The organism is Emticicia aquatilis, assembly GCF_014644295.1.
In the GTDB taxonomy this organism is placed as follows: domain Bacteria; phylum Bacteroidota; class Bacteroidia; order Cytophagales; family Spirosomataceae; genus Emticicia; species Emticicia aquatilis.
Map to the genome: position 1 here is coordinate 577,900 of NZ_BMKK01000001.1, position 26,255 is coordinate 604,154.

At 38.7% G+C, this 26,255-nt stretch carries 20 protein-coding genes; 6 read left to right on the plus strand and 14 right to left on the minus strand.

All coding sequences use genetic code 11. The features are described 5' to 3' along the window. Positions 1-12: 12 nt before the first annotated feature. Together IEX65_RS02480 and panC are read right to left on the minus strand one after the other, a co-directional pair. Complete coding sequence (locus IEX65_RS02480) at positions 13-870, minus strand: LytR/AlgR family response regulator transcription factor (RefSeq protein ID WP_188764309.1); 858 nt, start codon at positions 868-870, stop codon at positions 13-15. A gap of 34 nt (positions 871-904) precedes the next feature. Then, on the minus strand, positions 905-1,747 hold the full coding sequence (gene panC, locus IEX65_RS02485) for a pantoate--beta-alanine ligase (protein ID WP_188764311.1): 843 nt from the start codon (positions 1,745-1,747) through the stop codon (positions 905-907). A gap of 197 nt (positions 1,748-1,944) precedes the next feature. Between panC and IEX65_RS02490 the strand changes: the two genes are divergently transcribed. Together IEX65_RS02490 and IEX65_RS02495 are read left to right on the plus strand one after the other, a co-directional pair. After that, on the plus strand, positions 1,945-2,787 hold the full coding sequence (locus IEX65_RS02490; protein ID WP_188764313.1) for a UDP-2,3-diacylglucosamine diphosphatase: 843 nt from the start codon (positions 1,945-1,947) through the stop codon (positions 2,785-2,787). 59 nt (positions 2,788-2,846) lie between these two features. Further along, positions 2,847-3,989 carry a glycosyltransferase family protein gene (locus IEX65_RS02495; RefSeq protein WP_188764315.1) on the plus strand — a complete coding sequence of 381 codons (1,143 nt, stop codon included), beginning with the start codon at positions 2,847-2,849 and terminating at the stop codon, positions 3,987-3,989. Here the strand turns inward: IEX65_RS02495 and IEX65_RS02500 are convergent. The 7 genes from IEX65_RS02500 to IEX65_RS02530 form a co-directional block, all read right to left on the minus strand. Beyond that, the gene (locus tag IEX65_RS02500; protein WP_188764317.1) at positions 3,979-5,331 is read right to left on the minus strand and encodes an alpha-amylase family glycosyl hydrolase; all 1,353 of its coding nucleotides are present in this window, start codon (positions 5,329-5,331) and stop codon (positions 3,979-3,981) included. The genes IEX65_RS02495 and IEX65_RS02500 overlap by 11 nt on opposite strands. Positions 5,332-5,467: 136 nt before the next feature. Next, positions 5,468-6,055, minus strand: coding sequence for a TetR/AcrR family transcriptional regulator (locus IEX65_RS02505; protein ID WP_188764319.1), 588 nt, complete (start codon positions 6,053-6,055; stop codon positions 5,468-5,470). 116 nt (positions 6,056-6,171) lie between these two features. Then, positions 6,172-7,254 carry an alkaline phosphatase family protein gene (locus IEX65_RS02510; protein ID WP_188764321.1) on the minus strand — a complete coding sequence of 361 codons (1,083 nt, stop codon included), beginning with the start codon at positions 7,252-7,254 and terminating at the stop codon, positions 6,172-6,174. Then, positions 7,251-7,811, minus strand: coding sequence for a phosphonate degradation HD-domain oxygenase (locus tag IEX65_RS02515; protein ID WP_188764323.1), 561 nt, complete (start codon positions 7,809-7,811; stop codon positions 7,251-7,253). The genes IEX65_RS02510 and IEX65_RS02515 overlap by 4 nt, the downstream gene beginning before the upstream one ends. A 79-nt stretch (positions 7,812-7,890) precedes the next feature. Beyond that, entirely contained in the window at positions 7,891-9,486 is a 1,596-nt protein-coding gene (locus IEX65_RS02520) for a SusD/RagB family nutrient-binding outer membrane lipoprotein (RefSeq protein ID WP_188764325.1), read from the minus strand. Positions 9,487-9,606: 120 nt separating this feature from the next. Continuing rightward, positions 9,607-12,828, minus strand: coding sequence for a SusC/RagA family TonB-linked outer membrane protein (locus tag IEX65_RS02525; RefSeq protein WP_188764327.1), 3,222 nt, complete (start codon positions 12,826-12,828; stop codon positions 9,607-9,609). Positions 12,829-12,991: 163 nt separating this feature from the next. Continuing rightward, complete coding sequence (locus tag IEX65_RS02530; RefSeq protein ID WP_188764329.1) at positions 12,992-13,792, minus strand: protein-glutamine glutaminase family protein; 801 nt, start codon at positions 13,790-13,792, stop codon at positions 12,992-12,994. Positions 13,793-13,965: 173 nt separating this feature from the next. Here IEX65_RS02530 and IEX65_RS02535 point away from each other — a divergent pair, with 173 nt between their 5' ends. Both IEX65_RS02535 and IEX65_RS02540 read left to right on the plus strand, forming a co-directional pair. Next, complete coding sequence (locus IEX65_RS02535; RefSeq protein WP_188764331.1) at positions 13,966-14,706, plus strand: HAD hydrolase-like protein; 741 nt, start codon at positions 13,966-13,968, stop codon at positions 14,704-14,706. After that, positions 14,707-15,852 (plus strand): TIGR03364 family FAD-dependent oxidoreductase, encoded by a 1,146-nt coding sequence (locus IEX65_RS02540; RefSeq protein ID WP_188764333.1) that lies wholly within the window; start codon positions 14,707-14,709, stop codon positions 15,850-15,852. It begins immediately after the preceding gene. 110 nt (positions 15,853-15,962) lie between these two features. Here the strand turns inward: IEX65_RS02540 and IEX65_RS02545 are convergent, their stop codons facing one another. Then, on the minus strand, positions 15,963-17,273 hold the full coding sequence (locus tag IEX65_RS02545; protein WP_188764335.1) for a DUF5690 family protein: 1,311 nt from the start codon (positions 17,271-17,273) through the stop codon (positions 15,963-15,965). Between the two features lie 240 nt (positions 17,274-17,513). Between IEX65_RS02545 and IEX65_RS02550 the strand changes: the two genes are divergently transcribed. Next, positions 17,514-18,008: a DUF4494 domain-containing protein gene (locus tag IEX65_RS02550; RefSeq protein ID WP_188764337.1), complete on the plus strand. Its 495-nt coding sequence runs from the start codon at positions 17,514-17,516 to the stop codon at positions 18,006-18,008. Between the two features lie 233 nt (positions 18,009-18,241). Here the strand turns inward: IEX65_RS02550 and IEX65_RS02555 are convergent, their stop codons facing one another. The 4 genes from IEX65_RS02555 to IEX65_RS02570 all read right to left on the minus strand — a co-directional run bounded on the left by IEX65_RS02555 (position 18,242) and on the right by IEX65_RS02570 (position 24,493). Then, positions 18,242-18,784, minus strand: a complete 543-nt coding sequence (locus IEX65_RS02555) for a hypothetical protein (protein ID WP_188764339.1) — start codon at positions 18,782-18,784, stop codon at positions 18,242-18,244. A gap of 127 nt (positions 18,785-18,911) precedes the next feature. Continuing rightward, complete coding sequence (locus IEX65_RS02560; protein ID WP_188764341.1) at positions 18,912-20,672, minus strand: beta-helix domain-containing protein; 1,761 nt, start codon at positions 20,670-20,672, stop codon at positions 18,912-18,914. A 62-nt stretch (positions 20,673-20,734) separates the two neighbouring features. Further along, positions 20,735-23,560: a TonB-dependent receptor gene (locus IEX65_RS02565; RefSeq protein WP_188764343.1), complete on the minus strand. Its 2,826-nt coding sequence runs from the start codon at positions 23,558-23,560 to the stop codon at positions 20,735-20,737. Positions 23,561-23,692: 132 nt separating this feature from the next. Next, the gene (locus IEX65_RS02570) at positions 23,693-24,493 is read right to left on the minus strand and encodes a glycerophosphodiester phosphodiesterase family protein (protein WP_188764344.1); all 801 of its coding nucleotides are present in this window, start codon (positions 24,491-24,493) and stop codon (positions 23,693-23,695) included. 271 nt (positions 24,494-24,764) lie between these two features. Between IEX65_RS02570 and IEX65_RS02575 the strand changes: the two genes are divergently transcribed. Then, positions 24,765-26,243: a TonB-dependent receptor gene (locus IEX65_RS02575; RefSeq protein WP_229250510.1), complete on the plus strand. Its 1,479-nt coding sequence runs from the start codon at positions 24,765-24,767 to the stop codon at positions 26,241-26,243. Positions 26,244-26,255 lie beyond the last annotated feature (12 nt).

The window sequence follows — 26,255 nt, forward strand, 5'->3', positions numbered from 1 at the left end:
TTACACTTTTTGCTACAATTCGGCAATAATATTTTTTGAATATGTCCGAGAAACTGGCACAATCTCGTCGGTATCGTGTAAATGCAAGCGATAACCTTGGGCATTGCCCGAAACCCGACTTACTTTTTTGAGATTGACCAAATAAGAGCGATGACACCTCCGCAAAGTAGGAATAGACTCTACTTGAGCTTCAAGCCGAGTGAGCGTATTGCGTAAGAGTTTTTTCTGGATTCGGTTTTGTTGGGTAAAAAACACAGTCGAATAATTATCGTCTGATTCAATAAAGAGCAGATTTTCGGGCGAAAGCGTTACACTATCTCGCTGATTTTCAGCAAATAACTCAATAAATTCTCTTTTGATTTCTTCTTTTCGTTCAACACTTAAAACCGTTGAAGGTCGAGAATACTGCCGAACATTCCGTACATAACGGAACATCACGAACGACACCGCAGGGAAAAAACTCACCGAAACCGTAGCAAAAAGCATAAAAACGAAAGTTTCGGACGAAAAAGGCAGGTCAGAAATAAGGACTGTATAAAAATAATTGAAAACCGTAATGAGCGAAATCAGACTTACAACAAATGTCACTTCATGTTTAATTTTCCAGTTTTTTTCAGAGAAAACGTTTGGTAAAAGTCGGCCAACTCCCTCAATCATAATTAAAACCGAGAATGAAGTAATGAAGCCATAACCAGCCAAAAAAGCATAATAAAGCCACTGATTAGGCGTAATATCTTGAATCTCGAAAGGCTTAAAAACCGCCAAAAATATAAACACAAATATGCCTGACCACACAACCAATGGAGCATTGTGCCTCCCAGAAGTGTAGGCCATATACGGCTGGTTTATTATCTCTTTAATTCGATTCATGGCATGAAATTAAGAGATAACAAGGGAATTTTGGCTAAAAAACAATATTATCTATTAAACGGACGCCCCCCAAGAAAGCCGCAACACATAAAGCAGTCTTTCCATCGACAATTTTTGCTTCGATTGGTAGCAAAGTATCAAAATCAGCAGCCTCGAAATATTCTAATTCAAATGCTGGAAAACTGGCAAAATGCTCATTAACAGCCGTTTGCATTTCAATTACACTCGCTCCACTTTGTAGTTTTTCTTTAGCCAAATTTAAAGCTTTATATATCTGCGGAGCTAAAGCACGGGCTTCGGGCGAAAGACGTGTATTGCGTGACGACATCGCCAAACCATCGGTTTCTCGCAAAGTCGGACATGGAATTATTTCTAAATCGAAACTTAAATCTTGCACCATTCGTCTGATAACCGCCACTTGTTGCAAGTCTTTTAGTCCGAAGTAGGCTTTTTGGGGTTTTACTATATTGAAGAGTTTACTCACTACAATTCCAACACCATTGAAATGCCCAGGTCGAAATTTACCTTCCATAACTGTTTCCAACGTTCCGAAATCCATTTTTAGTTGTGGCAAACTCGGATACATTTCTTCGGCCGACGGAGCAAAAACAACATCACAACCTGCTGGAAGTAGCATTTCACAGTCACGTTCGAGTGTGCGAGGGTATTTTTTCAAATCTTCGGGATTATTAAACTGCGTAGGATTTACGAAAATACTGCAAACCGCCAAATCGTTTTCGGCTTTTGCTCGCTCAATCAATGAAATATGTCCTGCGTGCAAAGCACCCATCGTAGGCACAAAACCAATGGTTTTTCCTGCTTTTTGCTGAGCTTTTAAGTATTGTTGTGTTTCTGTGATTGTATTGAGAATTTGCATTTTAAAGGTCTGTTTGTCGGTCAAAATAAGGAAGTGTCACTTTTTTTGCTCAAATATAATCAGATAAAATTAGAAGTTTAATTTTTTGCTATTTCTACGCTCTGACTGAAGTGGAACTTCGCTCCACAGACACAACTTTACATTTTCATAACGTCTTGATAATAGGCAGTTTACATTCTTTGCGGTATTTTGTTAGCATGAAAAAACACAAGCATTTTCGCACAATAGTGCTTTCCGACATACATCTTGGTACGAGTGGCTCTAAGGCTAAAGAAGTAACCGAGTTTCTGAAACAATACCGTTGCCAAAAACTCATCTTAAACGGTGATATAATTGATGGCTGGGCATTGAAAAAATATGGTAACTGGAAGAAAAAACACACGTCATTTTTTAGGGTTGTGCTGAAAATGATGGACAAACACGATACTAAAGTGGTGTATTTGAGAGGAAATCACGATGATTTTCTCGACCAAATTCTACCTTTAGTTGTGGGTAAACAGTTTCAGATTCGCCGAGATTATATCCTCAACTCGGGTGATAAAAGGTTCTACATTACTCATGGAGATGTTTTTGATAGCATCACAACAAACATGAAATGGCTGGCTCACTTGGGCGATTTAGGCTATACTTTCTTGCTTTGGCTCAACAAAAACTACAATGCTTACCGAGAATGGCGTGGCTTGCCTTATTATTCGCTTTCGCAGGTGGTGAAGCAAAAGGTAAAAATGGCAGTCAGCTATGTGAACGACTTTGAAGAAAAACTGGCAGATTTGGCCAAAGCAAAAGGTTGCGATGGTATCATTTGCGGGCATATTCACCAACCAGCAATCAGAGAAATAAATGGCATAACTTACCTAAATTCAGGCGATTGGGTAGAAACTATGTCGGCTCTCGTTGAAGATTTTGATGGAAAATGGAGCTTGGTATACTATTCAATCAGTGATGATATTTCTACCTCAAACACTGATTTTGACGACGATGAAGAAGACGAAGGCACTATTGAGAAATTCGTTCTACCAAGAATTGCAGCTTCTCTGTAAAGTATTCTATCACCAGTTTTCAGTAGGCATTACATAGCAAAATACTCTTTTAGGACTTTATGAAATATCTTTTTATTATTCAAGGAGAAGGGCGTGGGCACCTAACACAGGCCATTGCTCTGAGTGAAATATTGAGCAAAAACAATCATCAAGTGGTTGGGGCATTGGTTGGTTCGGCCGACGGGAAGAATGTTCCTTCTTTTTTTACCGAGAAATTTCAGTTTCCAAGTTTCTCATTTGCGAGTCCATGCTTGGTTTATTGCAAGAAAACCAAAAGCCTTGATGTTCGTAAAACCCTTACCAGCAGTATTCTAAAACTAAAAACATATATTTCGAGCCTCCGAAAAATTAACACCACTATCAATCAACTGAACCCTGATGTTATCATAAATTTTTATGACGTTTTGGGCGGAATCCATCAATTTTTATTTCGTCCACAAGCACCTATGGTTTGCATAGCTCACCAATATTTACTACTCAACCCTGACTTTCAACACCCTAAAAAACATTGGCTTGATAAATTTTTGGTCAACACCAATACACACATTACAGCTTTGGGAGCAGCAAAGAAGTTGGCTCTTTCATTCACACCTTTCAACAATTACGAACAGCAAGCTATTTACACTATTCCACCACTTTTACGCACCGAAATCACCCAGATTTCACCCACAACCGAAAACTATATTTTGGTGTACATGACCCAACATACTTTGGCAGATGAACTCATCAAGTGGCACGCAAAAAATCCGAAAGTGATGGTGCATTGCTTTTGGGATAAACCACAAAATACAGAAGTGTTTAAATATTCAAGAAACTTGCATTTTCATCGAATAAATGGGCCAAAATTCTTAGAAATGATGCAAAACTGCAAAGGTTTGGTCACTACGGCAGGCTTCGAGTCGGTCTGTGAAGCAATGTATTTAGGGAAACCAACGATGATGATTCCAGTACCGAAACACTACGAACAAGCCTGCAACGCCCTCGATGCCAAACGTGCAGGTGCAGGAATTACAGGCAATAGATTTGACTTGGCTGCTTTCCTAAACTATATTCCGCAACATCAAGATATTAGCTCTGATTTTCAGGCATGGCATAGCCGTAGTTCTTTTTTATTTCTGCGAGAAATTGAGAGTATTTTTGAAAATAACAATCAAATTTCGGTCGATATTTTGGGGGCATCAATGGCTGGTATTAATTCGTGAAAATAGACGCACCAAATGCGGGAATTTCAATGTTTATCGAACGCTGATTTACTGTAATAGCCTTTGATGAATCTAATCCATCTTTCAGTATCATACCATCGGGTAAATCAAGCGATATTTTTAGTGCAACACTAGTTTCAGCGGCATTTACGGCCACTACCGCAAAGGACGAATCTGTAAATCTCAAAAATACAAACTGTTGATGCGAAAGGTGCAATTCTTTGTATTTGCCCACTTGAAGTGCCAAACTCGTTTGACGAATAGCAGCAAGTTTTTGAATATAATGATAAATCGGAGGATGCAGATGGCTTAACAAAACCTCAAGCGATGGACGAAGCACAGCATCATCTTTACCCTTCTTTCCACGCACTGCTCTTTCGCTTCCGTAATAAACAGATGGAATGCCTGGCATACCATACAAAAGAGCATGAAGCGGAAAAAGATGAGCCTCATTTCGTAATACACTGGCTACTCGGCTCACGTCATGGTTATCGGCAAAATTATAAAGTTGTAAGTGTTTATAAACGCCATGTTCACCAAATTGTCGGTTGAAAGTGTAGGCAATCTCGTAATAATTAGCATCATTATGACTTGAATATAAACCCTTATAGGCTTCATAATTAGTGGTCGAATCAAGCATTTGGTCATTAGCTAATTGGTTATAATCACCGTGAATCATCTCTCCCATTAACCAAAAATCGGGTTTCTTTTTTCGGCAAAAATCGGCCAATTCGGCCAAAAAATTTTTATCCATTACCTCGGCTACATCAAGGCGAAGTCCATCAATACCAAAATCATTTATCCACATTTCTACCGCTCCGAAAATATGGTTTTTAACTTCCTCATTTCGCAGATTTAGCTTTACCAAACTATAATAACCACTCCAGCAATCATAGCTAAAATTATCGCCAAAAGGACTATGTTTATTAAAATCAACTCCCGAAAACCAATCTTTAAAACGAGATGATTCACCATTAGCCAATAAATCTCTAAATGCCCAAAAATCTCGCCCAACATGGTTAAAAACTCCATCAAGCACCAGTTTCATACCATTTTGGTGCAATTCTTGACTCAAAACTTTCAAGGTTTGATTAGTTCCCAATCGCTTATCAACATGATAATAATCAGCCGTGTCATATCCATGCGTACTTGATTCAAACAGTGGGCCTAAATACAAGGCATTACATCCCAAATCTTTAATGGTCGGAATCCAACCGTGGATTTTATTGAGCCGTTCTACTGGCTGCCCCCACCCCTCTCCACAAGTTGGTGCCTCACATAGCCCCAATGGATAAATATGATAAAAAATAGCTTTTGAAATCCAAGAATTCTGTTGATTCATTTCTGTAAATTAAATATACCTACCGTTCGGTATATAAATGCAAAAGTAAAAATAATTTGAATAATGAAATGATTTATTGCAGAAATATTTTGTGATTGGAGAGTAGATAAGTCAAAAATGGTTGCCGCAAGGCCAATTACGAATAAATTCCGTAAGAAAATTGGCGGATAATTTCGTATTTGAGCTGGGGTGTAAGTTGGCCCGTTTTATTTTGTAAAAAACGAGCAATTACCGAATGAATAAGGCTCAGAAAGCCCATTGCATAAAGTTGTTTTCGGCCTGCCATGTTTCCGTGATTTTCTACGGCACACTCAAATAAGGTCTCGAATAACTGATATTGTTGATTCAGAAATGGTAATGCAACCTCATAGGCATCGCTTTCAATGGGCAGATTTTCTAAAGTGAGCAGAAGTCGGTAGCAAATGGGCTTTTGCTCTGCAAAATTGAAATAAACATCAACTACTTTTTCTAAAGAAAGTGGCAAATCGCCAATGTAGTCGGTAGCAGTGCTGAGTTGAGAAAGAAATGGGGTGAAGTTTTCGGAAATAATAGCCGTAAGTAAACCTTCTTTACTACCAAAATAGTGGTAGAGTGTTGGCTTAGAAATTTTAGCCATTTCGGTGATTTCACGAACAGAAACAGCATCATAACCACGCTGTGCAAATAATTCTAATGCACACGAAATAATAAATGTTCGGTTATTTATAGGGCTGTTTGGCTGCAAAATGCTAACTCAATTTTTGTTTCTAACGCTATTCGTAGGCAATTTAGGAAGTAATGTTTAAATATTAGTATTTCATGGTATGAAAACACCTAAATCATACCATGAAATGTAACTTTTTATTTAAAAATACTTGAAATAAATTTCCCTGTTGGCTTATTTTCAGTTGTTGAAGCATTCGAGAACTCATACCCCAGCAGCTTCGCTGCCGTCTTAGCAATCTGATTTTGAAATAATTGCCCTTCCGTTTTTACTTCGCCCAAAGCAGGTGTATCTGGTCCAATGGCGGCCATCCAAATTTGGTAACAATCGGCTACTTTTTGCCCGTGGCTTGTCCATTGTGATTTGTTTTTATCGCCTCGTCCGTGGTCGGTTAAAATCAAAAATGTGGTTTTCCCTTTATATTCAGGGGTTGACTGGCAATAACTCCACAAATCTCCGATAAATCTATCAGCAGTATTAGCAGCAAAAAGGTATTCATCGTATTTTCCTTCGTGGGCAAATTCATCTGTTTCGTCAAATGATAAAAAGAACACTTTTGGTTTATTTTTCTGGATGTATTCTTTGGCTAAATAGTAGGTAATGAAATCATGACGGTCGCTGGCGAGACTTGGATAATTTTTCAAAATCTCATTCAATAACTCTTCTTTTTGGGTCAAATTTCCTTTTACTAAATCTTTGGCTGAATTTACAGGAATACCACTACGCCTATCATTAATAATATACGGAAAAGCGTCCCATGTGGTATAAGCTGCCACCTTATTTTTTAATTTTGGTTGGTTATTCAGGAACTCCAAAACGGTCATATTTTTATTATACTTTTTATCATTTGAATTAATGCTGTCATCGGCATAACCGCTCAAAATTTCGTTATAACCAGGATACGAAAACCAATAAGGGTTCATGACATTTACTTTATTTCCTGCCCAACGATTGCCATAAAGTTGGCCTTCTTTGACTACTGTATTCCACATAAATGGCATCAGTTTCTGACGGCTTTCTTCCGCAGTTTTTCCAACAAAATTATTTTTGATTCTATCACGATTTCTCACGAATTTATCATCTTTCAAAATCGTGGTATCGACTCCACCAAAAACTTCTTGCCAACGAAAACCATCGGTTGTGATGATGAAAATATTCTCGGTTTTGTTTTGGGCAAATACCGAAAAACTAAGTAGTATGAGTAGGAATGTTTTTTTCATTTGTTTGATAAATAGATGTTTATAAGATTCATGAAGTGGTCTAAGGTTGGCAACTGCATGGCTTCAACTTTGGCAGCTTCGTCCCAGCGTCGCATTTTTATAATAAGTTCAAAATAAGGATTTTGTTCAAAATTTTCTGCTTCATTTTTGGTCATTCTTCCACCTTGAAACATCAACGTTTGCTTACTCGCCTCCGAAAGAGCCTCGTAATAATCTTCATCAATATATGTCAGATACCGCTTTGCATTTACATGGTTTTCAACCAAAACAGCTATTTTCTCACCAAAACCTCGTTCACGAAGCCAATCAGCCGCTACTGATTCATGGTCTTTTCGGCCGTAAACTTCCATTAATTCCTCTTCGGTTTCGGCAGGGAATAAATGTCCTATATCATGCAAAAAGGCAGCAATTTGTACTTCTTCATCGTAGCCTTGTCGTTCGGCCAGAATGGCAGCTTGGGCGGCGTGTTCGTACTGACTGACGTTTTCGCCGTAATACTCGCCATCTCCTTGACCTTCAAAGAGTTGACGGATTTCTGAAATTGTTTTTTGATTCATATATCTTAAATTAAACCAAAGAAAAGCGGAGCTAAAACTAACCCCGCTTTTGAAAAACTAAACCTATGATGCTAAATTTTTATTTTAATAACCAAAGCATATCATTGATGTCGTCTTTTCCAGCGAACTGGCTATCAATGGCTGCTTTATAGTTATTTGCGTTGGTCGTACGCTCCGATAATGGGTATTGCCAACGAATAGCGATACGGTTCGAGTTTCCGTTTCCTACACCTGCATAGAATTTAGGGAAACCCGTACGACGCCAGTTGAAATATGCTTCCATACCAGAGTTCATAAAGAACGCTAAGTATTTTTGGGTAAGAATCTGCTCTTGACCTTTGGTTGTTTTTCCTGCGTATTTTACGGATGTTTGAGCATAGTATTTCTCAAAATCAAAATCAATGGTGAAAGTGGCTAAATCGGCTGCTTCACGGCCACCCGTTCTTGAATAAGTCATGGTATTTGAGCCATTTTTCACGCCATAGAAATCCATTGATGCTTGAATACCTTTTTTGTACCATGCTTCTGTATCGCCCGTAGCCCAACCTAAATGATAGGCTTCTGCAATATTGAAACACATTTCAGGATACCCAACAATGAATGTAGTTTCGGCCACGTAATTACGATAATAACGATAACGATTTTGGAATGAATAAACACCCGGAGCAAAACCAGCACCATTATTGCGACCTGCTTTTTCGCTCATATCGGTCAAATCTTCTGCCGAAGACGCACCCACATACGCACTATAATCTGATGGTTTCTTACCAGCTTTTAGTTCTGCACCTGCTGGTTCACAAGTAATCATCACACGTGGGTCGTTCATCAACGACAATGGCTCTACATAAGCCTTTGCCATATTCTGACGAGTGGCATCAAAACCAAAATTATCAGGGTTTGATGGGTATTTATTGAAGTTATTATACGTGTATTGTAAGCTTTCCGAAACACTACTCAACAACGGAAACTTGGTAGGATTTCCCATCATTTCTGCAAAACGTGCCTTCACATTCAAATCTGCGTCAGCTTCTTTTTTGCTCAATGCCACCAAAACTCTCAATTTGTAGGCGTTAACAGCTTTTTGCCATTTACGCACATCGCCACCGAAATAAAAATCGCCATTTACTGAATTTTCTCCTTTTGTAATCAATGCGGCCATATCGGTATTGGCATCGTCGAGCCACTTTAAAACTTGTACGAAAATTGCTTTTTGTGTATCGTACTTAGGAGAAATATTTTCGATACCTTTCAAGGCTTCGGTCATTGGCAAATCGCCCATACGGATTGTCATTTCGTAGAAGAAAAACGCACGGAAAAATTTACCCAAAGCACTGTATCCGTTCACATCTGCCAAACCTGCACGCTTGGCTTCTTCTTCCATTTTAATTACATTTTTGAGCGTATTGTAATGATTTGAGCCTGATGTCCAAGTATATTCGTTGGTTGCGTAGTAGTTGTAGTTTGAACAATAAAACTGATTCCAACGCATTTCGGCACTAAACGGGCGACCGATGTTATTGAACATATCAGATTCTACACCTTGAAGTACCAACGATGCTGGCACATTTACTGGGCGGTTCGGGTCTTTTTCGAGTTCCTCGAAAGATTTTTCGCAACTGCCCAAAGTAAGAGCTGCTACTGCGAAAATTGATGTAAATATTTTATTTATTTTCATTTTTTGTAGCTGTTTAATATACCTCACCCCCTCGCTTCGCTCGACCCCTCTCCTCGAAGGAGAGGGGTGGCATTTCTGACCTTAGGAAGAAATGACGGGGTGAGGTGTAACGTAATTATCTTAAAAAGTAAAGTTCAAATTAATACCGTATCTGCGAGTTGAAGGTGTTTGCAAACCAGAGCCACCGTCGCCAATATATTGGTTTAAGTCGATGTCTTTTTTCTCAGCGAAGTATAATAAGTTTCTACCCACAACCGAGATTGAAGCATTTCTGATTTTATTACCAAACCACTTTTCTGGTAAAGTATAACCCAATACAACTTCACGTAACATTCCGAACGAACGGCTCATCAAGTTGCCTTCGTCTGAGTTATAATAACGACTTACGTAATCTTGTACAAATTGCTTCGTTGTATTCGGAGTATATTGTAGCTCAGCATAGTTTGTGATTTTGCCATCTGCATCGTATTTGATAGCTACGCCATTTGATACAACAACACCTTCTCCAACGTAGGCTTTTACACCCAAATAATCTTGATAACGTGCTTCAGCAAATTTGCCAGTTGTGGTTTCGATATGGCGGCCACCACGGAATGTTTGACGTTGGATATAATTTGAAATAACTCCACCGATACGACCATCAAACTGGAAACTCATATTGATGTTTTTATAGTTAAATCGGTTATTGATACCGAATACAAATTTAGGATTGATATAGCCCAAAAACTGACTTGTTGGATTATAAATTGGGCGTCCAGAAGCATCATTAATAATCTGTCCATCAGGAGTTTTGGCAAATGCACGACCATAGAATTTATCCATTCTATCACCTACTTTCAAGAATGTATTCAAACTATTTACTCCTGGGTAAATTTCGGTCAAAACTTCTTTGAAAGTAGAGTAGTTGGCTACTACATCCCAGCTAAAATTAGTGGTTTTGATTGGCGAACCTGTAATGGCTAATTCCCAGCCAGTTTTTTGAGTTTTGATACCATTCACCAAAGCCGAAGTATAACCTGTTGCTGATGAAATTGGTAAAGAGAAGATTTTCGGACCTTCATCAGAAATGAAATACGTCAAGTCAAATCCAAGACGGTTTTTTAATACTTTAAAATCAAGACCAATTTCAGTTTGTGAAGTAGAACTTGGCTGTAAATTCGGGTTATTTAAAGCACTCGTAAAATATCCAGCAGGTTGGTTATTATAAGCAAATGGCGTAGAATAAACCGCTGAGTTTGAGTACGCTGGGCCATCATAAGGCGAATAATATTGGTCGCCATAGCCAATCGGATTGCCGTCACCCGTTAAGGCTGGTGTTGTACCGATTGTCGAGCGAGTCAAGCCATCTTTTACGTTGGCATACGACGCACGAACTTTTAGATAAGAAATAAGCTCAGGTACTTTTACATAATCAGAAATAACTGTTGAAAGTGAAACCGATGGGTAAAAGAAGGTATTATTTCCTGAAGGTAATGTTGAAAGTTTATCTACACGACCAGTTGTAGCAAGCGTCAAGAAATTTTTATATGAAAAGTCAGCTGAATAATATGCCGAGTTTACACGCATTGCCGAAGCAAAATTGGCCGTACGAACAGGATTCGATGAGTTATTGAAGTTGTATAAACCCGGAACATTCAAATAATCAGTCGAGCCGTATTGTGAGTTATACTCGAAAGTACGAATGTTTCCACCAGCCCAAACTTTAGCATTAAAGCCTGAGAATAAGTCTTTATCGAATTTAATCAAGACATCGGTATTGTTCTCGAATAAATTACGACGGTCTTCACGGTAATCACCACGACGCTCATCACGACCGTAAGCACCCGCCGAATAAGGCATTTTTTCGCTACGGAATAAGTTCCAAGTAGTGATTTGCGAACGAACAGAGGCTTCTAAATAATCTGTTAATTTATAAGTTAAAGCAGCTTGACCAATGATGTCTGACTTTTGGTGTCCACGCAACCACTCATAACTCATAAAATATGGGTTATTGTAGCGTTGGTATTCGGCATAGATTTGTTGGATACCTTCTTTACCTGGCTGCCAATAATTACGCATATCGTCCACATTCCAGTCGGCACCAGCCCAAAGGGTCATGTTGTAGATAATTGAGTTAGGGCCATAGTTTACGTCAGGAATGTTTGGCGTATATTGACGATTATACTGTAAGTTTGAAGTAAACGAAAGTTTTTTCGAGAATTTATAATCGGCTGCTACATTGAAGTTAGTGATATTCAATTTAGTATTCGGAACAATACCACGCTGCGAAATCTGAGAAGTAGAAAAACGCAAATTATACTTATCACCCGTTGAAGCTACCGAGATATTATTTGTCGCAAGAATACCCGTTTGTAAAAAACGCTCTAAGTTGTCTTTTCCACGAGCTACCCACGGAGTACCATTTCTTTTTCCAGTAACTGGGTCAATTGGGCTATCGTACTGAGGAATTAGCTGCCCTTCAAATTTTGGACCCCAACCACCATCATAATCACCATCATTCAAACCACCACCTTTACCATCTACAAAAGCATAGCGACCGTGGTCACCTGGGCCATATTCATCTTGTACTTTCGGAATTGCGTAAAAACCTCTATCAAACATTGTCGAAGAGTTTACATCCACCGAAAAGCCACGTTTATCTTTCGTTCCACGTTTGGTTGTAATCAAAATCGCACCATTTTTTCCACGGAAACCATACAAAGCCGATGCCGAAGCACCTTTCAAAACTGAGTATGTGTCAATGTCATCGGGGCTAATATTCCAAGTATCTGAGTTAATAGGCACACCATCTACTACATATAAAATCTCGCTATTACCACGCAATGAAATATTTGGCTTACGAAGCATTTCTTGTTGAATACCAACCGTCAAACCAGCCACTTTACCAGCAAGAGCATTAATGGCGTTTGGCTCACGTGCTTTAATGGTAGAAGCACCATCAACCGACTGAATAGCATAACCAATGCGACGAGCATCTTTTTTGATACCCAAAGCCGTTACTACCACCTCATTCAACGTTTTAGTATCTTCTTGCAAAGTAAGGTCAATAACCGTCTGATTACCAACGGTTTGCTCTTGAGTTACGAATCCAATTGCAGAAACTACCAAGACCGAACGAGCAGAAACATTACTCAATTTGTAGCTTCCGTTAGCATCCGAATTAGTTCCTTGATTAGAGCCTTTCACGAGTACACTCACCCCAGGAATTGGGTCTCCGTTTGGAGCAGAAATTTTACCACTTACACTTTGGTTCTGAGCATTGGCATACATTACAGCCAACAACAAACAAAACACAATTCTGATGAAACCAGTGAATCTGGTTTTGAGTAGAGATTTGTTCATAAAAGATGATTAGAATTATTTGGGTTTATCGTGTTGTTTCCAGCAAAAAGTAGGTGTTGAATGCTGAAAATTTGATGGTGCAAAGGTCAGTATGTCTTATGACTTGAATATGAAGTCTATTTTAAGCTATTGTGAAGTAATTGGGCGATTTGTTAGGTTTTTGTTAAATTGATAAAAAAGAAGAGACCTTCTCTATCCATTTTTCAAGATTTCTTGTATATATGAGCCGATACTCAGCTATTAAACTGGCGTATTTTTTCTGAAAAGCTTCGGTCATTTTTTTGTTCACAGCAGCATCTCTTAGCACACATTCAAAATTATTCACTCTGCCTACAAATAGGCGATAGTCGTTACTGAGTGGCGTGTTATACTTCAAATGAAACTTTTCATTCGTATAGAACTCTACGGCAGTTTCATTAATTGCCAAGCCCTTCGCTAACCAATTTTGCTCACGACAAAGCCCTTCGTACTTAAAATATCGACCCGAAAACAGGCCATTCTTTTTATTAGCAGATGCTTCAGTATAAAACAAATAGTGGTCAGGTTGCTCAATATCAACGTAGAATTGTCGGGCATTCATGGTTTCGAGCCATTGACCGACGCTTAAAGGTTGATTTGAGTTGAGAAATAAATCGAAAACTACTTCTGTCCCTTGGTGTTCGAGCAATAGTGCAACGTGAAACCCCCAAGTAAGCAAACCATTTGGCGAAATACCATTGGGGTCAGGTAGCAGAATCGTTTGTTTAGAATCTTCTCGGTAGCGTGTGGGTGCATAAATCCAAATCTTTTTATGTTGCACGCCATAGCTACGTAAAATCAAAGAGGCTATATGATTAACATTGTGGCAATTGCCCTGCTTGTAATCAAATAGAGGCGAAAGATAATATTTGAGTTCTTCTAAATAATATTCAAAATAACTATCGGTAATTCGAGAAAGTCGGCTATCGGTATTGGGTAAAACCATTGTAGTTTTTTCGGCAAAAATATGCCACTAAAAATACATCGTTTCTACCTTCACTATTAAGTATTTGTTAATTATATCGGGCTAATATTAGCTTAACAATTTGTTTATATTTCGATAAAATCAAGCTAATTTTAAACGTTTTACTTTGTCGTGCAAAAAAACAAAAATCAAAAATGCTACCGATAAAATTAGTTGTCTTTGATATGGCTGGCACAACCGTGCAAGACAAAAAGGAAGTCGAAACCTGCTTTGCTCGTGCTTGTGCCGAAACTGGCCTACAAGTGTCAGAAGAGCGAATTTTAGCCCTACAAGGTTATTCAAAAATCGAAGTTTTCAAGCTCCTCTGGGATGAGCGAATCGGGCAAAATCACCCCGAATACGACGAAAACGTGGTGTATTCGTACGATTATTTCCGGCTGATTCTCGAAGACCACTATAAATTTAATGATGTTTTACCAACTGATGGTTGCTTAGAAATATTCGATTTTTTACGCAAAAACGATGTAAAAATCGCCTTAACGACTGGTTTTTACAGAAAAGTAACCAACATCATTCTCGAAAAACTCGGCTGGCTCGATGGTTTAGAATTTAACTACGTAAATACTACGGGCAAATCTGTGATTGATGTTTCTATCGCCAGCGATGAGGTTGCCAAAGGACGCCCCGAACCCCTGATGATTCAGAAAGCCATGAAGCTCATGAGTGTGGTTGACCCATACGAGGTAATTAATATCGGCGATACTCCTTCCGACCTCAAATCTGGCTTAAAAGCAGGGTGTCGTTTATCGTTGGGAGTTACAAATGGCACGCACACCCACGAACAGCTACAATTTATTCAGAATAATGGTTTGCTTACTTCCTTGCGTGAGCTCCGCCCAATTATCGAAAATATTAGTGTTTTAAACGAAGCCTAAATGAAAAACTTTGATTTAATAATTGTTGGTGGAGGCATCATGGGGGCGTTTCATGCGTATCACGCAACCAAACTCGGCAAGAGTGTCCTTATCTTAGAAAAAGACAATTATCCTGTTAGCTCAACTGTTCGTAATTTTGGCCAAGCCGTACCGTCAGGGTCATCGGGCAGATGGTTCGACTACGGACGTAGAAGTCTTGAAATATACCAAGATATTCAGTCGAAATTTGATATTTCAGTTCGTAGAAATGGCACTATCTATGTCGCTTCCGACGATACCGAGTGGACGCTGGCCAACGAATTATTCGCTATTCATCAAAGCAAAGGCTATGCTTGTAATCTACTTTCCAAAAGGCAGTGTTTAGAGCAGTATCCCGAATTAAAAAGTGAATATGTAAAAGGTGCGATTTATTATCCAAACGAAGTAAGTATCGAGCCAAACTTATTGATTTATAAAGTTTTAGATTATTTACAAGAACAACACAAAGTTGCGTACAAACCCAACTCTACCGTGATTGACTGCCAAGAAATCAATGGAAAAGCTGAGGTACTGACAGCCACAAAAGAGAAATTTTCAGCCGAAAAAGTCATCATTTGCAGTGGATATGTTTTCAATTTACTTTTTCCAGAAACCTACGCTAAAAGCGGACTGATTGTAAGCAAACTACAAATGATGCAGACAGTTCCGATGAAAAACGTTTCGCTGAAAGGTAATATTCTCACAGGACTTTCAATCAGACGATACGAGTCTTTTGAAGAATGTCCATCTTGTAAAAATAGTACAATACCAGACCACTACACCGAACTCAAAAAATGGGGTATTCATATACTCTTTAAGCAAGCCATTGATGGCTCAATCATCATCGGCGATTCGCATGAATATGCACCAGTTGGCAAAACTGATGAGCTGGGTTTTGATACAAAAGACTATGTTAATAAACTGATGCTCAAAGAAGCCGAACGCATCGTCAACTTCCCTGTCAATCAGATTGCTCGCACTTGGGCGGGTTTCTATGCTCAACACCCCAACGAGATTTTTGAGCATAATATTTCGCCCAATATTCATATTTTTACGGGTATCGGTGGCAAAGGGATGACCACCAGTGCGGGTTATGCCGAACAAAATATAAGGTGTTTATATTGTTAGAGGGCCTTCGGCTTCGTAATCACATAACCTCGTAGAGACGTAATATATTACGTCTCTACCAAATGAAATAACAAATTTGGCACACCTTGAAGGTTGTGCCAAATTTATTTTCACCCAATCGGATTATATTCTGATTCTTTTGAGGGCGAAACTTGCCACCATAACTTCCCTTTTAGGTATTTATTTGAGAAGTAAAAAAGCTGAATGATGAGTAGAACAAAACAAACGAATGAGATGATATAACTAAAAGTCATCAGAATATTCACGAAAGCAACTTTTTTCAAGAAAAACTCACGGTAAAGCAGCAAAACTACACTACCCAAATAGCCTACGGAATCACAGATATAAACCAAGAAACCCACGTTTCCACGAGCTTTAAAGAGAGCAATGAGTCGCTCGAAAACAACCGTTTGAATCAATAAATAAGGTAAGAAAAGTCCAATTCCCAAACTCAACATCCAAGTTTTAGGCGTAATTAATTGCTGCTCAAATACCCACGTAGTTCCGCCACAAAGCATTACGGCCACAAGCATCATACTCGAAAAAGTAAGATATGACCGAAAATTATTTTTGATAAAGGCATTGAGAGCAATCAAACTCACCACAACCAAACCAATGATTGTCTCGGTTGTCGAAAAAATGCGTTTATCAAATTGTGGGTCTATTTCTCGCCAAACCTCCACCGCAAAATTATCTCGGAAATCACGCATAGTGGCCAACAACAAATAAGTACCGATGAAGCAAATAAGTCCCAATCCAAACTCTTTTATTATCAATGACTTATCGGACTGACTCATGGCAACACGCTTGTTTCTTAGCGTTAAATCTTCGGAATTAGGCGGCGGAATTTGAGCCAACATCCAAACAAAAAACAGGAAAAATGGCAAGAAGATTAGCCCAATTACAACTGGTAAATGAAACTCAGTTAAGTGAAATGTTTCTTGCAGATAAAGGTAAATGGTTTTCAACACACCCGAAGTCATTACTAAATTGAGGCTCAGACCAAGTGCCAAAAACTCAGTCAGTTTTCGGCCTTCCAAAAAACTAAATATTACGCCCCAAACCATTCCCAATGGCAAACCATTCAGAAACAAAAACATAAAATTATACGGAAAAGGTACCAAAGCAAAAGCCAGTAAAGCACTTTCGGCAAAAGCTATTAAGCTAATAATCAACAAGATACGTTTCTTCTCCTTTAATTCAGCAATAACTTTGATTCCTATAATTTTTGACAGCATATATCCAAAAACCTGCGAAATTATCAAGATACTTTTATAGCCAACGCCCCAAAGTTCGTAGCTTTCATAAAGCCCCGTTGTGAATGGTTTTCGGAAGGCGTACATACAAAAATATGTACCAAAAGCAGCAATAATGCACCAAATCACGAGTAGCACCTCTGATTTTTCGAGTAGTTTTTTCACACTAAATTGTTGATTGAAATGAGATAAAACAGATTGATAATCTGTCGTTTTACGAATCCTGGGAGGTGCTAAAATCTTTATAAAGGTCAGAAACCAATATAAACTCAGAATTACGGCAGTGTTATGCTTAGATTAGATTTTTGGTGCAAAACTGGTGGATAATATGTTTTTCGATTTTCAAAGAATGCCCTTACCTTTGTTAAGTTAAATTTTTGCTTACTAAAAAATAATCCAATAGCGATGTCGAATTGTTGGTATCAAGGAAAAATCCGCTACCAGAGGGTAGATGAAAAAGATAAAACCATAAAAATCACCGAAGTATATTTAGTCGATGCCGTTTCATATACCGACGCCGAAGCTCGTATTTATGAAACGGTGGCCACAAATACACCTGATTTTCAGTTGTTTGGACTTTCAAGAATGAGAATCCACGAAGTGTTTTTTGTGGATGAAGGCTCAGAGAAATGGTTTAAAGTAAAAGTAAACTTTATTAGTTTCGACGAAAAAGCCCAAAAAGAAAAACGCACGGCCTACACGATGCTCATTAACGCCGATAACCCACTCTTGGCGTACCAACTGATTTCGGAAAGACTCGGTACGGTTGAAGATTACGAAATTACTGACGTAAATATTACCAATATCTTGGAGGTTGTGCCATACGAAAGCCCAGAAGAAAAGAAACTAAAAAGTGGTAATTTCAAGCCATTGGCCGAAGTAATGGCGAATGCAGAATAAAATCGTAGCACAAGTCTCCAACTTGTGCTACAACACAAAAGAAAAAGTCAGAGGCAAAGCCTCTGACTTTTCTGATTTTAACACCAATATGAATCAATTGAACTACCGAAGTAGTTGATTCAAGTCTCAGCCATAAGCTGATAATCTTTTTGTTTGCACAAATATTTTTATGAATTAAGTTGGTTAACGTCGGCAGGGTTTTGAACCCTGCCGACGTTGGTGGAAATAAGTAACTACTTCCTCCCCACCCATTCGTTTATTTTCTTATCATAAACCAGTGTTGAATCTGGCCATTCGATGTAATGTTTCATTCCTAAATATTTGTCCAAATTGCCTGTTTTTATCAGTTCTTTGAACAAAAACGCCCCTCTTTCTTTCACCAATACTTCTTCCAAATGAGGCGTATTTACTACTTCTTCAAAATCGGTTGGCATTAATGAATGCTGCTTTAATCTAAATTTTCCTACTACTCCTCTTCGGTATTTGAGGGTATTTCCAACTGGGCGAATCAGGAAAAAATAATGTGTACTGTCGGGAGCGATGTAGTAGTTTTCGAGCGAAAACTTGGGTAAATTCTGAACATAATATTTTCTAAATTGTGGTTCGAATCTCGTAGCGTTTGTTGCGTATGGTGGCTTTAGATATATGTATGTAATGATGTTTGTAAGTAAGGTATCTCGTTCGGTGTCGCTGTAATATTTGCTTACTTTATTGCTGTTATTTTGGCAAGCAAACATCACTACTGAAATCAGCAGAAGTAAGATTTTGGTTTTCATATTGGTGTAGTTTGTTGTATTTTTTAAATAACCTTTCCGAAACCTAAGTTTCGGAAAGGTTAATATTTGAGCTGAATAAGCAATTTTCATTCGCTCATTCTATAATTCGCTCATTCACTCATTAATTTTACTTCACATATTTGATAGACTGTGGGTTAAATTCAGCCCAAGTTTTTGTCCAGTCAGTATCTTTAAATGCACCTACGTAATCAGTCTTATCGAAGAATGCAGGCAATGTTGCTGGTAGAGCAGCACCGATTAATGTTTCGGCTGTTCCAGTTGTAAGAGTAAAGGTTGGAGTACCTGTTCCCCACAATGTTGAGCTTAAACCAGTTTTGCTTGTGTTATCTAAAATTTTATTACCTTTCAATGCTTTAAACCAGTTGGTTGGCGTTTGTGTACCAATTAAGATAGCAGTTGCAGCAGTATTTTGCTCTATATCCGATACTGCAAAACCTTTAGGGTTAGTAGCAAAACCTTGTCCCCAACCGTTTGTTCCCCATCCATCTACACCAGCCAATACAACGTTTTGTAAGTCGATGTCACCTTTAGCAGCGTTTCCTTTAGCATCACCTCTTTGGCTATCAATATATACGCCATTCGGATAACCCGTAATGAAAGTATTATAGATTTTTAGTTTACAGTTTCTTCTTAATTGAGCACCATTTTGGAACTGTACGTTGATAGAAGTTTCAGCTTTACCTTTTGCACCGATAATCGAAACGTTTGCCCAAGTTGCTGATGTAAATGGCGTGTTTGCAGAACCGTTAGCATCATTATCAACCTCGAAACCATTTGAACCCGATTGGTCAGCCTGAGTTGTTCCACGAATACCTACTGCATATTGTACATTTCCGCTATAACCGTTATCGTTATCAAAATCATCATCTAAACCACGGTAAGCGATTAAGTGCTTACAGTTTACAGTTCCACCAAAAAACTCAAATGAATCATCAAGACCATAAGAAGCTTGTACGTAGTCAACTGTTGTTCCGCTACCTACCGAACCAAACGTGAATGAGTTTACCTCTTGATTTGGATTGATTGGAATACCTGCATATTCAATACGAACATATTTCAACGAGCCTGAGTTATCAGCTGCATCATTTCCACCGTGGAATGCACCGTAACCACCTTCTAACTCACGGTTAGTTTTGTCATCTGGCAAGTTGTTTGGAGCTTTACCACAGATAACTAAACCACCCCAATCGCCAGCTTCTTTCTCACCTGGATTTCTTTCTGATGTCATTACGATTGGCTTATCAACTGTTCCGTTTGCAATGATTTTGCTACCACGTTGAACCACCAAAGTACCTTTTGAAGCACGGTCGCCGATGATAACTGTACCTGGCTCGATTGTAAGAGTACCTGTTTTTGTGATTGTTCCGAAAACATCTTCCTGACCCACACGTACAAAACCAACCAATTTGTAGATTTTATCTGCTGTCCAAGTTACGTTTCCTTCTAAGTTACCTCTTACCTCAACAATTGGTGTTGGTGGCACAGCCGAAACGGTTACAGGAATAGTAGTAAGGCTCGACGATTGATTATTGTTATCTAAAACTTGTAATGTAAAGTTTACAACCGTTCCAGCCGCTAAATTTTCAACTGTATATTCTTTGGTATAAGTCGTTGACGTTTCGCCAGCGAAAGTCTTTGTATCAAAAGCAGCACCATTTTTCAAAACCGTAACTGTCTTTAAGCCACCTGGAGCAGAAATATTAGCCGTAAGCGTAACCTTAGCACCCGGAACACCTGAAAGTGCAGCACCAGTCGAAACCGTTGGAGCAGGAGCAATCTCTTCTTCTTTTTTACAAGCTGTAAATGCCAATGTCATCGAAAACATTACCAGCAAAGCTTTTGTAATTTTTGATTGAATGAATTTCATTGTTTTTTTGCGATACGTCGCCACGATTTTGGTTTAAGATTCTGGAGTATTGTTTGAGTAAATTATTTCTTGCTAAATGTATAAGCCACACCCAATGAATAAACTCTACCCGCTCTGTACGACTGAATCACTTGGTCTTGATTAATGTCGAACTTGCCATCTTGGTTACCATCTTGAAGCACTAAGTTTCTGGCATTCAAAACATCAGTGATACCACCTTTCAAGACCAAATTTTTGCCAATTCCTTTCGAGAAAGTTACGTCAACAACGTTTCTTGGCATTTCGTACCAGTCTGGATATTGGTAGCCGTAGTTGTTACCTACTGCGTAGATACGCTTACCAATTACGTTATATAAAATATTGATTTGTAATTGTTTTTTGGCATCGTTATAACCCAAACCACCGTTGATTACGTAAGGAGATTGTCCTTGAAGTGGGCGATTATTCGATTGATTAGCGGCGATGTCAGAACTCAATTTTACACGGCTATAAATAAATGCTGCATTGAACGTAACATTGAGTTTGTTTAAGAACGGAGAGCTTGTTAGGCCTTCCAACGATTTGCGAGTTTCGAGTTCGATACCTGAGCTAAATGCACTGGCAGCATTGGCAAAGCTAAGGTTCGGGTTAGAGCCACTGGCAAATACAACCTCAATCGGATTTGTAAATTTCTTGTAGAAAGCTGCAATACTTACCACTTCGGCAGGTGTTGGATAAAACTCGTAGCGGAAGTCAACATTTTGTACTTGAGCATTTCTGAGGTTTGGATTTCCCGTGATATTACGGTTATTCACAAAATCATAGAACGAAAACGGAGCAATCTCACGGAATTCTGGGCGGTTCAATGTTTGGCCATAAGCTACACGAAGCAATGATTTTTCCGAGAAATTATACGTAACGTTGGTCGATGGTAAAATGTTAGTTTTAGGGTTATTATACTTCAGTGGATTATTCACTAAATCGTAGCTATCTAATTTTTGTGTGTTGTTTTCTACTCTTACGCCAACAATAGCATTCAATTTTTTAGTCAGAGAATAATTTCCCGAAACATAATATGCCAATAATGTATTCTTTGCGGTATATGAATCATTCGGGTTTGTTTGTTCGTCAATTTTTACACCCGTTGTGTTGTTGATATTACCTGGTGCAAAGATTTGCTCGATTGGTAAACTTCCTATGTTAAAATTAGCACTACTTGCTTGTACATAACCTAAATTACGAGCATCAAATTGGCGGTCTTTCAATTCATAATATACGCCAGCTTTCAATTCAAGTTCTTTGTTATCTTCTTTCTGAGCTGCTTTCTTCACCACAATTTTCTGTACTAAATTTACACCTGCTGTATAAGAAGCCTCTGTCATTTGAATATTCGTACGGCCTAAATTGAAAGTCTGAGCCGAACCTTGTGGTACTAATAAAATCGGAGTTGTACCATCTAAATTGTATCTAAAACGCTTGTAATCAGGTTGGTCACGGTATGAATTATTATAACCTACTACCCAATCAATATTTGTTTTGTCTTTTACGAGTGTGTGTTTTCCAACCAATTGACCCGAATAAATACCACGATAAACTTGGTCGAATGAACGGATATTCCATTTATTACCACTATCAAAACCTGTACGGTTCACAAACTGTCCGTTGCTTAATTGATTGAAAAGGTTTTTAAATTCAATCGTATTTTTTTCGTTCAATCTAAATGCCCAGTTGTGTAGCACACCCAAACGAACAGCGTGAGTATATTGCTTATCGTTGAAGTTGAAAACCTCGCCCGCTTCGCCATTTTTCATGATTTGACTAAATTCGTAGTCATTACGTTGCATTTCAAAGTTTGTATAGCTATTGCTATAATTTACGGCCGAAAAATTACCGATTTTAAGTTCACCTTTCTGAATTTTAAAACCACCAGTCATCGAAAAACGGAGGTCAGGAAGAGCTTTTGACTGTAATGGAGTCCAGTTGTTTTTCAACATCTGACCAATTTGTGCCAAACGGTCAGCACCAGCATTGATGATGTCGGCTTTAGTAGCAGGGAAATATTTTGGTAAATCGCTGTATCCATCGTTGAAACCTGTCCAATAGTTAGCACCGTGTTGTGGCTCGTAGAAATCTTTGCTTGTTGTACCTTCACGGTACGAACCACCCATATCAACTGTCAAGAAATTTTGGTCAGGAATACTCTTTGTGAAGATTTTCACAACACCACCCGAAAACTCGGCAGGAAGTTCAGCAGCTGGACTTTTGAAAACTAAAATACGGTCGATTTGATTACTCGGAATGATGTCGAACGAGAATGAACGCACATCAGTTTCCATTGAAGGCGTAAATACATTATTCAACATTACTGTATTATAACGCTCATTTAAACCTCTAATATTAATGAAGCGATTACCGAAGATTGTTACACCCGGAACACGCTTAACTACCTCAGCAGCGTTGCGGTCAAGTGTTTTACCGATTTGAGCAGAAGAAATACCACTCACAACCATTTGAGATGCCTTAATTTCGGAAATCACCGAAACCTCAGTTCCTGTGATGCGGTTAGCTACAACTTTTACTTCTTGTAGTACCACTTTATCTTCTTGAATCGTAGTATTGATTTCAATTACCTTATCGGCTTCTACGTTTATTTCGATTTCTTTAGTTTTATACGAAACATAAGAAATAACAACTTTTTTCTTACCTACTGGTACTTTGGCAATCGAAAAGAAACCATTGATATCAGTAGCAGCTCCGAGAGTCGAGCCATCTATTTTTACAGTTGCTCCGATGATGTCTTCATCAGTTGCAGCATCTTTGATTGTTCCACGAACAACCCCGTTTTGGGCAAAAGAAATAATTGAGAAAAGAAAAAAGAATAGAAACGAGACTTTAAATTTGGAGTTCATAATTGATATTGGTGTAAATAACCTTTATACGATTTGGTGTATCTTATTTTCGACTGCAAAGGTCTGAATCCAATGTTAACTAATTGTTAAGTCAATGTTACGAGTTAATTATGATTATGAAAACGAGTACTTCTACCTAAGGTTTCTCTTCGATAAATACTCAAGCAATTCTTTGGGCTTATCAGTCTGTAAAGCCCTGATATTAAATCCAATAGCAGTCTCCCAACCTTGTGGAGTATCATCATCGCCCAGTGTATCGAGCCAAATTGGAATATTAATTTCGGTGAGTTTTTGAATAATTTCTGGTGAATATGTTTTGACATTTCCATCTAAAACCGATGCAGGAAAGCTCAAAACAAAGGCTTCAAACTCGAAAGGTGATTTGATATTTGAAGAGGGACTCGTAATGACGGGAATCGTTGGAGCGAGTTTTTTCCATTGAAAAATCTGCTGTGGCGAACAATAAACCACTACCCGCTCACGCATTTGGTATTTGTCCAACATACCGATAATTTTTTCGGGGTCGGCGTCTTTAATATCCAAATACAGATTTATTTTTCCCTTTGCTTCCATCAGAAACGAAGAGAAAGTTGGCGGAGAAATTTCGGTGCCTTTAATTTTCAAGTTTCTAAAATCAACTGTTGAAGTAGCCGAAACTTTACCTTTGCCATCGGTTGTTCGTTCGAGGTTTGCATCGTGCATTACTACTGGCACACCTTCGAGCGTCGTTCTGATATCAACCTCCACATAATCTACCCCCAATTCGATGGCTTTTCGGAGCGATTCTAAGGTGTTTTCGGGAGCATCGACATGAAAACCCCGATGGGCTATCACAATAAATGGATGATTCGTTTTCGGAAAAACAGTTTTTGACTGTGCAAATACAACACTCGGAAGCACCAAGAGTAATATTTTGATAATGAAACATTTCATGGTTTAGGTCGATTTTTAAAACCCTCAAAGTTACACACCTGCAACTTCGGCGACCTTGTGTCTGAGGTTATGAATTTGTTAAGTTTCGATAAAAATTGCACCTAAAAGAGTAATAATTGTATTATAATAGGTTTTTCGGATTTCGGCCAAACATTTTAAAAAACTAAAGATTTTTCAAACATTTTGGCTTAATTTTGGGGATAATTTGAGCGTAGAGAAATACGCTATCTACTTTATCAGCAATAAATTAAATAGTACAACAGTGGAAATCATACACGAAAAAAACCTCGGAACTAAGCAAAAGGCATTGCGTATCAATATGAATAAGCAAATCTATGGTAGCTTTGCTGAAATCGGTGCTGGACAAGATGTAGCCGCCAACTTCTTCAAGGCGGGCGGTGCTTCAAAAACTATTGCGAAAACGATGTCGGCCTACGACATGACTTTCTCAGATGCCATCTACGGAGTCATGGAAAACGGGCGTTATGTATGCGAGCCTCGACTCATGAGTATGCTCGACCACGAATACGGACTTTTGATTGAGCGTTTGGGCGAAAAACGTGGCAATGACTCTACCTTCTTTGCTTTTTCAGATACCGTTGCGGCTCTCAATTATCATAAAAACAACGATGCTCACGGCTGGATGGGCGTAAGATTTCAGCTCACACCGCACGGCGAATACAACGATATTATCTTGCACGTAAAAATGCTCGATAACGATAGCATTCTCCAACAACAAGCACTCGGAACGCTGGGCGTAAACTTAATGTATGGTTGTTTTTTTTATAACCAAGACCCCGAAATTCTATTGTTATCGTTGATGGATGACCTCGCACCCGACCGAATCCAGATTGATATGATTCGTTTTGAAGGGCCTGACTTCAAGCACGTCGATAATCGTTTGATGAGCTTACATTTAGTGAAGTACGGTTTCTCGGACATTGCACTTTTTGGTGCCGATGGCAAAAACTTGCAGCCTTCAGAAGTACTTTTCCGCAAGCACGCTTTGGTTTTGCGTGGGCGTTTCCGTCCGCTCGTAAACGTACATTTGGATATGCTCGCCAACGGAAAGAAACAATTTATGCGTGAGCCAGATGTGGATAAAGAACGAGTAGTGGTGCTTTCAGAAATTACGCTGCAAGGCTTACAAAGAGATGATGCCGAAATCGACGAAAAAGATTTCCTCGACCGTGTAGATATTCTCTGCTCGATGGGGCAAATGGTGATGATTTCGAACTACCAAGAATACTATAAATTGGTGGCGTATTTATCGAAAATCACGAAATTGAAGATGGGTCTGATTATTGGCTATCCAAACCTACAATATATTTTCGAGGAAGAACATTACAAAGACCTCCCAGGTGGAATTTTGGAATCGTTTGCCACACTTTTCAGTCGAAACCTCAAACTTTTCGTTTATCCAACCTACCAAAACAACAATATCATGAACTGCATGAGGTTTAATCCACCAATGCACTTGATTGATTTGTATCGTTATCTGATTGCCAATAATAAAATCGAAGATATTCATCATTACAACGAGGCTAATATGAATATCAATACCAATAAAACGCTTGAATTAATCAAAAGTGGTGAGGAAGGCTGGGAAGAAAACGTGCCTGATGAAGTAATAAAAATGATTAAAGACCGTTGTCTATTTGGTTTCCCATGTGTAGTTATTCCGGGAGTGCCGGGGCCTGCACACGCCAAAGAAAACCAAGAAGTAGCCATCGAAACAGATGATGTATAAATGTGGCAATTA